This is a genomic window from Salinigranum rubrum (assembly GCF_002906575.1).
GTDB classification, from domain to species: Archaea; Halobacteriota; Halobacteria; order Halobacteriales; family Haloferacaceae; genus Salinigranum; species Salinigranum rubrum.
The window spans coordinates 3,654,252-3,670,007 of record NZ_CP026309.1 but is presented as its reverse complement, the minus strand read 5'-3'; the positions used below and the strand labels follow the sequence as shown (position 1 = coordinate 3,670,007).

Here is a 15,756-nt window from a genome sequence, read left to right as displayed (position 1 = left end):
CGGCGTCAGTCGTCGGCAGCCTCGTCCCCGTCGTCGCTCTCTCCCTCGTCCCGGAAGAGCCGGTACGCCACCTGCCCGGTCGCGACCGGGTGCCGGCCGTCGCCGTCGGGCGTCGGCCCCTCGACCGTCACTGTCGAGACGCCGATGGTTCCGCCCGCGCGGACTACCTCCGCCGTCGCCGTCAGGTCGCCCGACGCCGGGCGCAGGTAGTTCACGTTGAGGTTCACCGTGGCCAATCCGCCGGAGAGTGGGTCGTCGAACAGCGTCCGCTGGGTGACCGCCCCGGCCGTGTCGATGAGCGTCGCCGCCACCCCACCGTGGACCTGCGGGGTTTCGGAGTGCCCTCCGTCCTCGGTGGGGACGTCGTTCGTCAGCTTCTCGTCGAACGGGACGGACATCACCACGCGGCCGTACTCGACCTCGTCGATCCGCGTGCCGAGCCACGAGAGGTAGCCGTGACGGTCCTCGATGTACTCCACGAACAGGTCGGTGACCGTCGGCGGGAACGCGTCGGTCGTCACGGGCGGGCTTCTCTCTCCGGCGCGCTTGTACCCGTCGGTCTCTGACCGGACGCCGTCCCGAACCCCCTCACCGGGTCCGAATCCGGGTCTGTACCCGCTCGCCTCGTTCGAACCCGTGACCCGGACAGACCACCTTCGCGCCGGCCGGCCCCTCGCGGGCGAGAAAGAGCGACAGCCCGTGTGCCCGTTCGCCGCCGATTTCGACCTCCACGTCACGCCAGGTGACGGTCCGACCGGTGCGGTCGCCGACGACCGTTCCGAGTAGCGACACCGACCCCGTCGGCTGTGTCTCGCCGTCTACCGACGCCCCGAGCAGGCCGCCCCCGTCGTAATGCGGGAGGCCGCCGTCGAGGACGCCCGGACTCGTGCTCCCGTCCTCTCGGTCCGCGCCGATGCCGCACCAGTCTCCGCCGGGATGCGTGGGCGAATCGAGAACCACGTACGTCTCGCCCGTCTCGACAATCGTCCCCCACCCGTCCCACGCGAGCGGCGTCGGCGTGAACGGCAGCGACAGCGGGAGCGACCCAGAGGCGCGCTGGAGGTTCTGCCCTTCCTCTCTGAACCCGAGGTGGACGTGGTTGTCGACCCAGGGGGCGAAAAAGCCCGAGCGCACCATCTCGCCCAGCGACTCTCCGACATCGACTCGGTCGCCGGGTTCGACCCCTGGCTCGATGTGGAGGACGCGCGCGACCACGGGTACGTCGAGGCCCGCCGCCGCACACCACTCGGCGTCGCAGTCGACGAGGACGAGGTGGTCGTGTTCGACCGCGTACGGCTTCTGTGGTGTTCTCACGGTTCGTGTCTCCCGGACCACTCCGCTCACCGGTGAGATACCGTCGTTCGAGTCGGGGTAGAGGTCGACCGCACAGCCCGCGTCGTGCGCCGGGTACGGCGAGTTGTACAGCGAGAGCCGACGGAACGGGTCGAGCGACGCGGCGGGGAGGGCGACCTGCCGTTCGTCCGCCTGCTCCGGCGCGACTACCATACCGACCGCAGGGAGGACGAGCGTATGAGTGCGTCGGCTCTCACCGGCGACCGCAGGCGAGCGTTGAAATACGAAGCCGCGACCAGTCGTCGACGTGCACTGATAGTCGCCACGGGGCGTCAGCGATTGCGCGACACACCGCCCCGTGATGCGGGAGCGTGTCGCCTGCTCGCCTTCGGTCGACATCTCGGCCCCGCAGAGACACCGTTAGGTGCCTTCACCCCTTCCCGAACGTATGCGACTCGTCCGTGGCCGCGCCGCCACCCCCGCAGAGGACCGCGCCGCGACGGCGACCATGCTGACTCGCGCCGGAGAGACGGGCGAGGAGGCGTTCCGCGCGTGGACGCCCCACCGGCAGGTCGCGTTCGGCCGCCGCGACACGCACGCCGACGACTACGACCTGGCCCGTCGAACCGCCCGCGAGAGAGGCTACGCCGTCGTCGAGCGGAGCGTCGGTGGCCGCGCCGTCGCCTACACGGGGTCGACGGTCGCGTTCGCGCACGCGATTCCGCTCGACGACCCCCGGCGTGGGCTCACCGAGCGGTACGAGGCGGGCGTCGACGGCGTCCTCGTCGCTCTCTCCGACCTCGGCGTCGACGCCGACCGCGGCGAACCCGCCGACTCCTTCTGCCCGGGCGACCACTCGGTCCGACTCGTGGGCGCGAACGGGGGAGGAAAGGTGTCGGGCATCGCCCAGCGCGTCCAGTCGGACGCGGCGCTCGTCGCCGGCTGTGTCCTCGTGAACGGGAGGGAAGACCTCGTCGACCTCCTCACCCCGGTGTACGAGGCCCTCGCCGTCCCGTTCGATCCGGCGTCCGTCGGGACGGTCGAAGACGCTGGTGGGCCGGGCGACCCCGAACGGGCGTGCCGCGCGCTCGAACGCGCTTTCATCGGTACCGAGGACGACCCCCTGGTTCGGATGGAGTCGGTCGACGCCCTCGTCTCTCTCGCCGCCCGCGACTCCGACGTCGCTTGAGTGGCCGAGGCCGAGACCACGGGCTTTAGGACGCCGCACTGGCGACGAGTTGGTATGCTCATCCGGGAGGCGAGACTCGCCGACGGCCGGCGACGGGACGTCCGTATCACAGGGGAACGTATCGAGGCGGTCGCGGCGGCGGGGTCGCTCGACGCGGGCGCGAACGACGACGTGGTCGACGCCGACGGCCGCCTCCTCCTCCCCGGCGCTATCGACGTCCACGTTCACTTCCGACAGCCAGGGTATCCACACAAGGAGACCTGGGCGACCGGGTCGAAGAGTGCGGCCGCCGGCGGCGTCACCACGGTAGTCGATCAGCCGAACACGAACCCACCGACGGTCACCGGAGAGCAGTTCGACGAGAAGGAGGCGCTCGCCGCGGACTCGCTCGTCGACTACGGCATCAACGGCGGCGTCACCGAGTCGTGGGACCCCGACTCGCTCCTCTCGAAACCGCTGTTCGCCCTGGGCGAGGTGTTCCTCGCGGACTCGACGGGGGACATGGGCATCGAGAGCGACCTCTTCGCCGATGCGGTCGCCCGGGCCGCAGAGGTCGACGTCCCCGTGACTGTCCACGCCGAGGACGCCTCGCTGTTCGACGAGTCCGCGAGGGAGGGTGACGCCGGCGGCGTCGGCCGCGACGCTGACGCCGACCGCTGGAGCGCCTTCCGAACCGCTGAAGCCGAGGCGCGGGCGGTCGAACGCGCCGTCGGCGTAGCTGCCGAGTCCCGAGCGCGGGTTCACATCGCCCACACCTCCACCCCTGAGGGCATCGACGCCGCCGCGTCGGGCGGTGCCACCTGTGAGGTGTCGCCGCACCACCTCCTCCTCTCCCGGGAGGACCTGAGCGAGTTAGGAACGTACGGCCGGATGAACCCGCCCCTGCGGAGCGAGGCCCGCCGAGCGGCCGTCTTCGAGCGCGTCGCGGACGGCACCGTCGATATGATCGCGACCGACCACGCGCCGCACACGGTCGAGGAGAAAGAACAGGGGCTGTGGGACGCACCGAGCGGCGTCCCCGGCGTCGAGACGATGCTCCCGCTGCTGCTCGACTTGGCCCGCCGCGGCGACCTCTCGTACGAGCGCGTCCGCGACCTCACATCGACGACCCCCGCCGACGTGTTCGGCCTCCCGAACAAGGGACGGATCGAGGCCGACGCCGACGCCGACCTCGTCCTCGTCGACCCCGAGTCTCCCCGAGACATCAGAGGAGATGACCTCCACTCGAAGTGCGGCTGGACGCCGTTTGAGGGGTTCTCGGGCGTGTTCCCGGACCTGACGCTCGTCCGAGGACGGGTCGTCTACGAGCGCTCCGGTGGAGACGAGCGGTTCGGCGAGGCGGCGGGCGAGAACGTCCGGACGTAGCCGTCGAACCGCTCTCCGTTACGTGTAGCCGAGTGCCGTCCCGACGAGCATCGCCGCGAGCATCACGCCCGCGCCGAACCCCCCGATGCGCGCCATCGCTCTCCTCGAATCGGCCTCGGTCCAGCCACCCGCCGTATCGAGGTGTGACTGCATCGCTTCGAGTCCGGGGCCTGCGAGGGCGGACCCCGCCCAACCCAGCAGTCCGAAGCCGAACGCGACCGTTCCGAGGAGGAAGCCCGCGTCGGCGGCGGTTGGAAGGTCGGCGAGGAGCGTCCCGACGCCGACGCCGACCACGCCGACACCTACTCCGGTTAGCAGCGCACCGCCGACGAGACGGACGCGTGCTGCGAGCGATGGGGGCGGCTCACGATACCCGTCGGCGTCGGCCCTACCCGGTCGAGGGGAAGAGGACACGGCTCGTCAGTCGACGGCCTCGCGCATCCGCGGGTCGAGCGCGTCGCGCATCCCGTCGCCCAGGAGGTTGAAGCCGAGCACCGTGATGGCGAGGAACAGCCCCGGGAAGAACGACATCCACCACTTCCCCGTCAACAGCCCGTTCTCGACGCCGCGCGAGAGCATCAGCCCCCAGGAGGGAGCGCCGGCCTGTGCACCGAACCCGAGGAAGGAGAGCGCGGCGAGGTCGATGATGGCGAGGCCGAAGTTGAGCGTCGACTGGACGGTGATGGGCGCGATACAGTTCGGCAGGACGTGTCGAACCAGTACCCGGGGGTCCTTCGCGCCGAGTGCGACCGTCGCGTCGATGTACTCGTCCTCCATCACCTTGAGCGCGGCACCTCTCACGACGCGGGCGAAGCGGGGCGTGTAGACGAGCGTCAGGGCGAGGACGGCCTTCCACAGGCCCGCGCCGAAGATGGCGACGAGCGCCAGCGCCAAGAGGAGAGAGGGAAAGGCGAGCAACACGTCCATCGTCCGCATGATGACGTTGTCCGTCACGTCGCCGTAGTACGCGGCGACGATGCCGAGTCCCACTCCCAGCGCCGTCGACGCGCCGACGGCGATGGTGCCGAACTTCATCGCCAGCCACGACCCGTACATCGTCCGCTTGAAGATGTCGCGGGCGGCGACGTCGGTCCCGAAGAGGTACTGGTTCCACGCGGCGGGCCCGGCCCACCCCGGCGGGTGACGGTCCGGGATTCCCGACCCGAGTCGGGAGGAGGCGAGCGCGTTCACGTCGAGCGTCACCCGGGCGACGACGGCCACGAGGAGCATCCCGAAGATGATGCTGAGGCCGACGACGGCCAGCCGGTTCGAGAGCAGGTTCGAGACGAACGGCGACGCCAGGAGTCGGTCGAGGAAGCCGCGCGTGTCGTCGGTCGTGGTGTGGGTTTCGGTCGCCATGCTATTGGTTGATCCGCGGGTCGAGGTAGCTGTAAGTGAGGTCGACGCCGAAGTTCACCAGCGTGAACAACAGTGCGAACGTGAGGACGGTCCCCTGAACGAGGGGATAGTCGGAGGCACCGATGGCGCTGACGAGCATCGTGCCGATGCCGCCGATACCGAAGATGGTCTCGGTGAGGACCGCCCCTCCCAGGAGCGTCCCGAACTGGATGCCGATGACGGTGACGACGGGGATCAGCGCGTTCTGGAAGCCGTGTTTCATCACGGTTATCTTCGCGCCCTGCCCCTTCGCGCGGGCGGTCCGCATGTAGTCCTGCCTGACGACTTCGAGCATCGACGAGCGCATCATCCGCGAGAGCAGCGCCATCTGGTAGACGCCGAGGACGACGATCGGGAGCAAGAGGTGCCTGACCGCCGAGACGAACGCGTCCACCCGTCCGAGGAGGAGGGTGTCGACGGTGACCATCCCCGTCAGGGGGAGTTCCCGACCCACGAACGTCCACTGTTCGGCGAGGAAGATGGTCGACCCGATGCGGCCGCTCGTCGGCAGGACACCGAGGTAGGTCGAAAACAGCAGGATGAGGAGCGGTCCCGACCAGAAGATGGGGACCGAGATACCCGTGAGCGCGCCGACTCGGGTGAGGTGGTCGGTCAGCGAGTCCTGTTTCACCGCCGAGATGACGCCCAGCGGGATGCCGAGGAGGATGCCGGCTATCTGGCCGTAGATGGCGAGTTCGAGCGTGACCGGTAGCCGGTCGATGAGCACCTGTTTGACGGGCGTCCCCTGCGATATCTTGTACGACTGGCCGAAGTCGAACGTCGCCGCGTCGCCGAGGAACCGGACGTACTGGACCCACAGCGGGTCGTTCAGCCCGAGTTCGGCACGCACCTGCGCCACTTGCTCGGCCGAGGCGCGCTGGCCGACGATGACCCGCGCGGGGTCGCCCGGCGCGAGCTGGAGAATAGCGAAGACGAGGGTCGCCACGCCGAACAACACCGGCACTAAGAGGAGCAGGCGTTTGACGAGGAACCGTTTGGAGACCATGCGACGAGTGGTGTGGGAGGGTTCGCGTTAAGCGTTCTGTCTCTCGGTCACTGCAGCCGCACCGTGTTCAGGAACGGTCCACCGACGGAGCTGACGGTGTAGCTGTCCCCGACGACGGCCTCGTTGACGCCGCGGAGCGTCTGGGCGTAGTCGATGAACACCCACGGCGCCTCGTCGTGGGCGATCTGGTTCGCCTCCATGTAGAGCTGTTCGCGCTGGGCCTCGTCGTAGCTCTGTTGGGCCTCTCTCACCCGGGACATGAACTCGCTGTTGGCCCACCCGGCGGCGTTCAGGGGGCTGTAGCCCTCGGTGTCGAAGCTGATCCAGTCTTGGCCCTCGGGGACGGCGCTCATCTCGACCTTCGGGTCGAGGAGGACGTACAGGAAGTTGTCCGGGTCGGCGTTGTCGGTGTACCAGCCGAGGAAACACGCGTCGTGGTTGCCCTGGTCGGTGTAGTCGAGGTACGACGAGAACGTCGAGAACTGGTTGATGTTCACCGTGAGCCCGACCTCTTCGAGGTCGGATTTGACCTGGTTCGCCGTCTCGACCGGGCTGGGGTTGTAGCCGCGCGGGTTCGAGAACGTCGCCAACTCGAACTCGAAGCCGTCGCCGTAGCCGGCCTCTTCGAGGAGCGACTGGGCCTGCTCCTTGTCGGTCGGGTACGGGTCGATGTCGTCGTTGTACCCGAGGACGTCCGGCGGGAGGGGCTGGTCGGCGAGGCTCGCGAAGCCCTGATAGATGCTGTCGACGATTGCCTGTGTGTTCACGGCGAGAGAGACCGCTCGTCGGACCTGCCGGTTCTGGAACTCCTCCCGACGGGCCATGTTCATCGCCATGTAGCCGACGTTGATGCCGTTCTTCGAGGCGAGGCGCGCGGAGCCGGCGTTCCTGAGCTGCTGGGAGGACTGCGAGTCGAGGTTGTCCGTGATGTGGGAGTTGCCGTTGATGACGTCCTGCACCCGGGTCGAATTCTGTCCGATGGTCTTGAAGACGACCTGCTCGACGTTCGGGCCGTCGCCCCAGTAGTCGCCGTTGCCCCCGAGGAGGACGCGCTGGTTCCCGTTATCGATCTGTTCGAAGGTGAACGCGCCCGTCCCCTGCGGGTTGGTGCCGAGCGCGACCTGGTCGTCGAGCGACTCGATCTGTTGCTTCGAGAGGATGGCCGCCGCGAACATCGCCAGGTTCCGCAGGAACGGCGCGTACTGCTGGGTGAGTTCGATGGTCACCTCGTAGTCGCTGGAGGCGTCGATGCTGTCGACCCAGTTTCCGAAGGTGAAGGGGCCGTACCCCGAGCGGTTCGAGTCGCCGAGGTAGTACTCGTAGTCGGAGTCGGTGAATCGGCGGATGGTCGCGCGGACGTCCTCGGCGGTGAACTCGGCGCCGTTGTGGAACGTCACGCCCTCTCGCAGGGTGAGGGTCGCCGTCGTCCCGTCGAGCGAGTACTCGGTGGCGAGTCCCTCTCGAAGCTGCCCGCCGCTGCCCGGCGTGAAGCCGACCAACTGGTCGAAAATCTGGTTCGTCACCTTCGCCACTTCCCCGCTCGTCGTCTGCTGGGGGTCGTAGTTCGTGGGGTGGTCGCCACGGGCGTACACGAGCGTGCCGCTCATGTCGCTGCTGCCGCCACCGCCGCTTTCGGTGTCCTCACCGCCACTGCTTCCGCCGGAGGCGTCGGTACCGTCTCCCCCGGAGGTACCGCTGTCGGTGGAACCACTCCCGTTGCCGTCGCCGCCCGAGCAGCCCGCGAGCGTCGCCGCGAGCCCGGCGCTGCCGGCGGTCTTGAGGAAAGTACGTCGGTCTACGTTACGGGGCATAGACATATTTCACTTGAGTTCACAGTAAAGTCTTGTGCTTATCACGACGAACGTCTCGATAAGAATAAATAGACGACGCTACTCTCGGTCCGAAGCCGACAGCGGCTCCGCGGACACCCTGACTTCACTGTCGTAAATGTGACATGCAGCGGGGTGTGCCTCGTCTCCGAGCACCGGTTCGCGGCGCTCACAGACGCTCTCGAAGCGCTCTCTGAGCCGCGCTTGAGCCGCGTCGAAGTCGCCTCCGACGACCGCTTCGAGCGCGCTGTCGACGGCCGCACGGTTCTCGCCGGAGAGGTCGCCGTCGACGAATCGCTCGCGGAGGACGTCGACGACGTCCCCGCTCCCGTTCGTGGCGTCTCCTGCTGCGACCTCCTGCCGTGCGGCCTCCACGTCGATGGCCTCGTCGGCGACGCGCTCGCGGAGCGTCATGACGTCGCGGTACACCTCCTGGTCGATGTCGATGTCGTCCGGCGGGATGACCTGCGGGCACCGGGTCCGAAAGTGACAGCCCGAGGGCGGGTCGATGGGCGAGGGAACGTCGCCTTCGAGGATGACCCGCTCGGTATCGACCGTGGGGTCGGGCACCGGAATCGCCGACAGGAGCGCCTGCGTGTACGGGTGTCTCGGCTCCGCGAACAGTTCGTCCGTCGGCGCCGTCTCGACCACCTCGCCGAGGTACATGACGGCGATGCGGTCGCAGATGTGCCGAACCACGCTCAGATCGTGGGCGATAAAGAGGAAGGTGAGGCCGAACTCCTCCTGGAGGTCTTCGAGGAGGTTGAGTATCTGCGCCTGGACGCTCACGTCGAGCGCCGACACGGGTTCGTCACAGACGATGAAGTCGGGGTCGACCGCGAGCGCGCGGGCGATGCCGACGCGCTGGCGCTGTCCGCCCGACAGTTCGTGTGGGTAGCGGTCGCGCTGGTCGGGGTCGAGACCGACGGCCTCCAGTAGTTCCGTCACGCGCGCTCTGCGCTGTTGTCGCCGCGACTTCTCGGTGCTCTCCTCGGGCAGGTCGTGGATGACGAGCGGTTCGGCGACGATTCCCTCGACGGTCATTCGCGGATCGAGCGACGACATCGGATCCTGGAAGATCATCTGGAGGTCGCGGCGTCGAGCGCGGAGTTCCTCCTTCGACAGCGTCGTCAGGTCCTCCCCGGTGAACAGCACCCGACCCTCGGTCGCCTCTAGGAGGCGGAGGATGGTCCGACCGGTCGTCGACTTCCCGCACCCCGACTCCCCGACGAGGCCGAGCGTCTCGCCCTCGTAGACGGTGAGGTCGACGCCGTCGACCGCCTTGACGTCTCGCGCTTCGAGCCCCAGCCACTCGTCGAGCAGCCCCTCGGCCCGCGAGAAGTGCTTCTTCAGGTTCTGGACTTCGAGCATCGGTTCGCCCACCTGTCGGGTCCGCTCCGAAGAGAGGTCGCTCCCGGCCCCGTACTCGCTCTCGTCGAACTCCTCCAAGACGCACTTCGCGCGGTGGTCGGTGTCCGCGGGACCGTGCTGGAGGTACGGCATCTCGCCCTCGCGGCACTCCTCGTGCGCCCACGGACACCGCGGCGCGAAGTGACAGCCGTCGGGCATGTCGATGAGGTCGGGCACGTTCCCCTCGATGGGGGTGAGTCGCTCGCGCGCTTCGGTCGGAATCGACTCCAAGAGCGCGTAGGTGTAGGGATGAGAGGGGTTGGCGAATATCTCCTCGACGGGACCCTCCTCGACGATTTCACCGGCGTACATCACCGCGACCCTGTCGCAGGTCTCGGCGACGACGCCGAGGTCGTGGGTGATGAAGAGGACGGACATGCCCAGTTCCGCCTGGAGGTCGTTGATGAGGTCGAGGATCTGCGCCTGAATCGTGACGTCGAGCGCCGTGGTCGGTTCGTCCGCCACCAGGATGTTCGGCCGACACGCCAGGGCGATGGCGATGAGGACGCGCTGGCGCATCCCGCCGGAGAACTCGTGGGGGTACTCGTCGACGCGGGAGGTCGGTTCGGGGATACCAACCTCCGAGAGGACGTCCACGGTGCGGTCGACGACCTCCTGGTCGATGTCGGAGCCGAGTCGCGGGAGGATTTCGCGGACGGCGTTGAGCCAGGAGTCCTTCTTGCGGCCGCCGTACTGGTGGAGGCGGAGGGACTCGGCGACCTGCTCGCCGACGGTGAGCGCCGGGTTCAGCGAGGTCATCGGGTCCTGGAAGATCATGCTCATCTCTCCGCCGCGGACGGACCGAAGGGCCTCCTCGGGAGCGGCCGTGAGGTCGATGTGGTCGCCGTCGACGAATCTCGGACTCGCGTACTGTTCACGGAACGTCTCCGCGAGCGACGGCGAGCGCAGCGTCACCTCGCCGCCGACGATGCGGCCGGGGTCGTCGACGAGTCCCATCGCGGAGAGGGCGGTCACGCTCTTGCCGCTCCCCGATTCGCCGACCAGTCCGACGGTCTCGCCCTCCCCGATGTCGAGCGAGACGCCGTCGACCGCCTTGACCTGGCCCCGCTCCGTCGAGAACTGCGTTCGGAGGTCCGACAGTGAGAGTACGGGGGACATACCTTCCATGTCCCTACCTCCGCCGGAAATAGCTTTTGACCCGGCGAGATGCGGAAACGAACGGCCTTTTCCCACGGAGCCCCGAACCGTGGGGTATGGACGAACGTGGACAGACGGACGTCGGCGGTGGCGAAGACCACCCGCTCGCCGGCATCGTCGACCGCTGGGAGGCGGTTCTCGACGACATGGAGGCGACCGCGACGGAGTACCGCGACTCGGGGTGGGACGCCGTCGAACTCCACCCCGGCGACGTCACCCCGCTCCCGCCTGCCCGCGGCGGCGAGGCGGTCGACGACGACCGGGTCGGCCTCGACGTCCTCGTTCCCGACAACGAGTTCGAGGCCGTCGAGTCGGCGGCGGCGGACGCGACGTTCGACAGCTACGAGGCGTACCGCGCCCAGGCCGGCAGCGTCGTCTTCGCCGTCGTCGCCGTCGAAGCCTCGGACGCAGGGCTCGCCGTGTTGGTCCCGCTGTACTACCGCACGGCGGACGCACAGGAGATGGCACGGCGGGCGCGCGAACGCGACTCGCTCGATCTGTTCGTCCGGCCGCTCGCGGACGACCGCCGCGTGGTGTTCACCCAGGAAGCGCCCGAACTGATTCTGCCCGAGAACTAGTTCAGTCGTCGGACGCCTCGGCGAGGTCCTCCGCCCGCAGTTCGGAACTCGCCTCGCGCACCTCACGCATCACGCTGGAGATGCGTTCTTCCGCCTCCAACTCCTCGGCGACCGCCAGGTCGACGCCCTCGACTTCGAGGAGGAACTTCGCGATTTCCGACACCTCGTACATCAACTCGTCCAGTTCCTCGGCGGTGAAGAAGCCGCACATCGCGCCGTACAGGAAGGTCGCGCCCGACTTTCTCACCTTGTCGCGGAAGGCGTGTCGCGCCTGGTTGACCGCCTGCGGCGAGTACGTGTCGGTCATGAACGGGACCAGTTCGGGGAGGTTGTTCCCGATCTTCGTCATCTCGACCCCCGTCTCGGTCCGGAAGTCGGCACAGAGCCGCGCGATGGCCCACTCGCGGGCGGTGATGTACGTCCGCTCCCGCAGGAAATCGTTGACGCGGTCGTACTGCGCGCCGTCGACCTTCTTGAACCGCTCGTACTTGCGGACGTCCTCGGGGGGTCGGTCAGTCTCCGATTCGGTCGCGGTCTCCGATTCGACGCTCGATGCCTCCTCGTCGTCGCCGTCGCTCCCCGACTCGCGCTCCGTTGTCTCGTCCTCCGTCCCGTTCGCCTCGCTCGACGCCCCGACCCCGCCCCCTTCCCCTTCTTCGTCGGCCTCCGGCCCGCCGGCGGCCACGCCGTCTCTTTCGTCGGCGGTCGCGCCGTCTCGCTCGCCGCGTTCGTCGTCTCCGCTCTCACCGCCTCCGCCCTCGCCGCCTCCGTGTTCGCCGCGGTCACCGCTCGTGGTCGTCTCGCCTCCCTCGCCCGTCCGCGAGCGCGGGTCGTCGGCGGGGTCGTCGTTCATGCCCTCTCGTACCCGTGGCCGGGCGAAAAGCGTGTCGGGGGCGTCAGACGCTCGTCCGCCGGAAAGCGGACGCGACGGGAAACAGGAGCCGGTTCCCGGCGGCCTGCGGTCGACCCGACAGTATAACCAGCCGGCCCCCCAGTCCCGACCATGACCCTGGACCTCTCTGACCGGACCGCCGCCGCCCTCGGCCGAGCGTGGGCCGACGACGAACCCTGGTCGCTGGTGACGGACCTCTCCCGCATCGGCTCGCGACTGGGTGGCTCGGCGGGAGAGCGGGAGGCGGCGTCGACTGTCGCCCGCGCGCTGGAACGGAGCGGCGTCCGTGACGTCTCCCTCCAGCCGTTCCCGACGCAGGTGTGGACCCGCGGCACGAGCCGACTCGAACTCGCCGACTCGGGGCGGGAGTTCGACTGCGTCGCCCTCCCGTACTCCCCGCGGGCGACGTCGAGGCGGAACTCGTCGACGTCGGCTACGGAACGCCCCGCGAAATCAGCGCGGCGGACGTCGACGGCCGCGTCGTCGTCGCGTCCACCACCACGCCCGGCGGGAGTCGGTTCGTCCACCGCATGGAGAAGTACGGCTGCGCCGTCGACGCGGGGGCGGTCGGGTTCGTCTTCGTCAACCACGTCCCCGGCCAACTGCCGCCGACGGGGAGCCTCCGGTTCGACGCCGAGGCAGAAATCCCCGCCGTCGGCGTCTCACGGGAGACGGGGGCGTGGCTGACCGACACCGCCGCCACCGTTCGGCTCTCGGTCGAGGCGACGACCGAGGCCGGCGAGAGCCAGAACGTCGTCGGGACGCTCGGCCCCGACGGGGAACAGAACGAACTGCTCCTCGTCGCCCACTACGACGCCCACGACGTGGGCGAGGGCGCACTCGACAACGCCTGCGGCGTGGCCGTCGTCGTCGCCGCCTGCCGGATCCTCGCCGAGATGGACTGTCGGGTACGCGTCGCCGCCGTCGGCTGTGAGGAGACCGGCCTGGTCGGTTCCGAACACCTCGCCTCCCGACTGGACCCCGCGGCCGTGGTCAACGTCGACGGCGCGGGGCGGTTCCGCGACCTCGTCGCCATGACGCACACCTCCGCGGAGACGGAAGCGGTCGCCGAGGCGGTCGGTGACGCCGCCGGACACCCGATTCAGGTGAAGACGGAGCCACACCCGTTCAGCGACCAGTGGCCGTTCGTCCGAAGCGGCGTGCCGGCCCTGCAACTACACTCCGACAGCGGCGAGCGCGGCCGGGGCTGGGCGCACACGGCCGCCGACACCCGCGACAAGGTCGACCCGCGCACCCTCCGCGACCACGCGATGCTGACCGCGCTCTGCGTCCGCGAACTCGCCGCGCGCGACCCGCCGCGACTCGACCGTGCCGACCTCGCGGATGCGTTCCGCGCCGCCGACTTCGAGCCGGGGATGCGCGCGGCCGGCCTGTGGCCCGACGAGTGGGATTAGGTCCCCAGGCCGTCCCGGATTCGACCGGCCACCCGCGCCCGGACGCGCCCGTCGACGGCCCGTTCGTCGAACAGCGCCCACGACCGCTCGGCGGCCTCCCGGTCGACGGTGAAGTCGAGGTCCGGGTACTCGACGCCCGCGAGGACGAGCGGTTCGGCCGCCGCGGGTGGGACTCCCTCCTCGCCCGGAACCGGTCCCGGTGCGAGGACGCGTTCGACCGCCGCGAGCGGTGCGCCCCGCGCGACTGCGTGGACGAGCGAGACGGTTCTTCGGACTTGCTGACGGACGAACCCGGGTGCGGCGAGCCTGAACACGAGGAAGTCGCCGTCGCGGACGACGGAACCCGTGAGCGTTCGGACGGTTCCCTCGTCGTCCGGGGTGAGGTTGTGGACGTCGTGTTCCCCGCAGAGTCGAGAGAGCGCCGCGGCGGCCCGGCCGTCGTCGACTTCCGGCGCGTACAGGTCGTAGGTGTACTCCCGCTCGACCGCGTCGTGGGTCGCGTGGAAGTCAGCGGGCGCGCTCGCACGCGCCCAGGCCCGTATCTCCGGCGGGAGTTCGCTGTTCAGCGCCGCGGGCGAGCACCACGCCGGACAGCGGAAGCCGACGGTCTGTGCCAGCGCCGACACGCCCGCGTCGGTCCGGCCGGCGGCCGCGTACCCCGCTGGGAGGCCGTCCTCGTCTGCGAGGCCGAGCGCGCGAACCGCGTCGAGCAGCGCATCCTCGACGGTCGGGACCGTCGGCTGGCGCTGGAACCCGTAGAACGGCCGCCCGTCGTAGGCGACGCGGAACGCGCGCATCCGCTCTCGGGCACCGTGGCTCATCGCCGACACGCCCCCGGTCGCGCGGTGCTCGTTCCGTCCTCGACCATCGGTGGCTGTTCATCCAGTCGGTACTTCAAGCCGCACCCCGTCGCGGCCCGCGACCGATACGCTTCGGCCACACCCCTGCCGCGACCCGCCACCGCTCGGTACGTCCGTCCCGGCAACAGTGGTCGACGAAGCGGAGTCGACAGCCGTCGGCGCGCCACCGAACCGCGCCCGCTCGGGCGATTCTCAGCTCCTGTATTCGCGTCCGCAGGTTTATGCCCTGAACCGGGGTGTGGGTCCGTATGGACGAGAAACGACTCGTCGTCGCCCTGTTCGGCCTCCTCGTCGCCGTGGTCCTCGGCGCGCTCGCCCTCCAGTTCATCGCCCCCCTGACCGTCTCGGTGTTCCTCTACTACTCGACGCGCCGGTTCTACGGGTCGCTGCGACGGCTTCGTCTCCCGGCCCGAATCCGCGCGGTCATCGTCATGTCGGCGCTCGCCGTCCCGCTCCTCCTCGTCGTGAGCTACGCGGCCGTCCTGCTCGCGGTCGAGGCCCAGCAGTTCGTCGAAGAGTACGCGCTGATCGACGTCGCCGCCGCGCACGTCGACTGGCTCGGAGAGATCGGAACCATCCCCGACCTGACCGTGCAGGGGCTCTACGACGCGTACCAGGCGGGTCAGCTCTCGCCCGTCATCGACTTCCTCAGCCAGCACGCGATGTTGTTGACGACGGTCGTCTCGAACTTCTTCCTCAACCTCTTCATCACGGTCATCGTCACCTACTACCTCCTCCTGGACGGGCACCGGATCCGCGAGTGGCTGCTGCGGTTCGACGACGACGCCATCGTCCGCGAGTACCTCGAAGCCGTCGACGACGAACTGGAGGCGGTGCTGTTCGGGAACCTGCTGAACGTGATCGCCGTCTCGCTCATCGCCATCGCCGCGTTCTCGGGGTACAACGCCGTCGCCCCCGCGGCCGCGGAAGTCCCGTATCCGGCACTGGCCGGCGTCCTGACCGGTGCCGCGAGCCTGATCCCGGTCGTCGGGATGAAGGTCGTCTACCTCCCGCTGACCGCCATCACCGCCCTGCCGGTCGTCCTCGGCGGCGACTCGTCGCTCCTCCTGTACGTCGTCGTCCTGCTCGTGGTCGCGGTGGTCGTCGTCGACACCATCCCCGACCTGGTGCTCCGCCCGCTCCTGAGCGGGAAGAACACGCACGTCGGACTCCTCATGCTCGCGTACACGCTCGGCCCGGTCGTGCTCGGCTTCTACGGCCTCTTCTTCGCGCCCATCGCCCTGGTCATCGGGCTGACGTTCGCGAACACGGCGCTCCCTCGGCTCCTCGGGGCGGACGAACCCGACGGCCTCTCACCGGACCAGATGCGACTCGACGACTTCTAGGACGGGAGCGGCCGCGA

Annotated in this window: 13 protein-coding genes and 1 pseudogene; 5 read left to right on the top strand and 9 right to left on the bottom strand. The window is 69.1% G+C overall.

All coding sequences use genetic code 11. The features are described 5' to 3' along the window. Positions 1-5: 5 nt before the first annotated feature. Together C2R22_RS18005 and C2R22_RS26530 are read right to left on the bottom strand one after the other, a co-directional pair. Positions 6-521: a PaaI family thioesterase gene (locus tag C2R22_RS18005; RefSeq protein ID WP_103426991.1), complete on the bottom strand. Its 516-nt coding sequence runs from the start codon at positions 519-521 to the stop codon at positions 6-8. Between the two features lie 67 nt (positions 522-588). Continuing rightward, positions 589-1,506, bottom strand: coding sequence for a hypothetical protein (locus tag C2R22_RS26530; RefSeq protein ID WP_103426990.1), 918 nt, complete (start codon positions 1,504-1,506; stop codon positions 589-591). Between the two features lie 235 nt (positions 1,507-1,741). Here C2R22_RS26530 and C2R22_RS17995 point away from each other — a divergent pair, with 235 nt between their 5' ends. Beyond that, positions 1,742-2,482 (top strand): lipoate--protein ligase family protein, encoded by a 741-nt coding sequence (locus tag C2R22_RS17995; RefSeq protein ID WP_103426989.1) that lies wholly within the window; start codon positions 1,742-1,744, stop codon positions 2,480-2,482. 54 nt (positions 2,483-2,536) lie between these two features. Next, positions 2,537-3,847, top strand: coding sequence for a dihydroorotase (locus C2R22_RS17990; protein ID WP_103426988.1), 1,311 nt, complete (start codon positions 2,537-2,539; stop codon positions 3,845-3,847). Positions 3,848-3,865: 18 nt separating this feature from the next. Here the strand turns inward: C2R22_RS17990 and C2R22_RS17985 are convergent, their stop codons facing one another. The 5 genes from C2R22_RS17985 to C2R22_RS17965 form a co-directional block, all read right to left on the bottom strand. Continuing rightward, positions 3,866-4,261, bottom strand: coding sequence for a DUF7268 family protein (locus C2R22_RS17985; RefSeq protein ID WP_103426987.1), 396 nt, complete (start codon positions 4,259-4,261; stop codon positions 3,866-3,868). Positions 4,262-4,267: 6 nt separating this feature from the next. After that, a complete protein-coding gene (locus C2R22_RS17980) occupies positions 4,268-5,206 on the bottom strand; it encodes an ABC transporter permease (protein WP_103426986.1) in 939 nt (312 codons plus the stop codon). Between the two features lies 1 nt (position 5,207). Continuing rightward, the gene (locus C2R22_RS17975; protein WP_103426985.1) at positions 5,208-6,251 is read right to left on the bottom strand and encodes an ABC transporter permease; all 1,044 of its coding nucleotides are present in this window, start codon (positions 6,249-6,251) and stop codon (positions 5,208-5,210) included. Positions 6,252-6,298: 47 nt separating this feature from the next. Further along, positions 6,299-8,068, bottom strand: a complete 1,770-nt coding sequence (locus C2R22_RS17970; RefSeq protein ID WP_103426984.1) for an ABC transporter substrate-binding protein — start codon at positions 8,066-8,068, stop codon at positions 6,299-6,301. A gap of 72 nt (positions 8,069-8,140) precedes the next feature. After that, positions 8,141-10,609 (bottom strand): ABC transporter ATP-binding protein, encoded by a 2,469-nt coding sequence (locus C2R22_RS17965; protein ID WP_103426983.1) that lies wholly within the window; start codon positions 10,607-10,609, stop codon positions 8,141-8,143. A 95-nt stretch (positions 10,610-10,704) separates the two neighbouring features. Between C2R22_RS17965 and C2R22_RS17960 the strand changes: the two genes are divergently transcribed. Then, positions 10,705-11,226, top strand: coding sequence for a DUF7529 family protein (locus C2R22_RS17960; protein WP_103426982.1), 522 nt, complete (start codon positions 10,705-10,707; stop codon positions 11,224-11,226). A gap of 1 nt (position 11,227) precedes the next feature. Here C2R22_RS17960 and C2R22_RS17955 read toward each other — a convergent pair whose 3' ends face one another. Continuing rightward, positions 11,228-12,079 carry a DUF5806 family protein gene (locus C2R22_RS17955; protein ID WP_245902811.1) on the bottom strand — a complete coding sequence of 284 codons (852 nt, stop codon included), beginning with the start codon at positions 12,077-12,079 and terminating at the stop codon, positions 11,228-11,230. Between the two features lie 150 nt (positions 12,080-12,229). Here C2R22_RS17955 and C2R22_RS17950 point away from each other — a divergent pair. Next, positions 12,230-13,533: pseudogene (locus C2R22_RS17950) on the top strand (M28 family peptidase). Here the strand turns inward: C2R22_RS17950 and truA are convergent. Then, complete coding sequence (gene truA, locus C2R22_RS17945) at positions 13,530-14,330, bottom strand: tRNA pseudouridine(38-40) synthase TruA (protein WP_103426981.1); 801 nt, start codon at positions 14,328-14,330, stop codon at positions 13,530-13,532. The pseudogene C2R22_RS17950 and the gene truA sit on opposite strands and share 4 nt — an antisense overlap. 311 nt (positions 14,331-14,641) lie before the next feature. Between truA and C2R22_RS17940 the strand changes: the two genes are divergently transcribed. Beyond that, the gene (locus tag C2R22_RS17940; RefSeq protein ID WP_103426980.1) at positions 14,642-15,739 is read left to right on the top strand and encodes an AI-2E family transporter; all 1,098 of its coding nucleotides are present in this window, start codon (positions 14,642-14,644) and stop codon (positions 15,737-15,739) included. Positions 15,740-15,756: the final 17 nt, after the last annotated feature.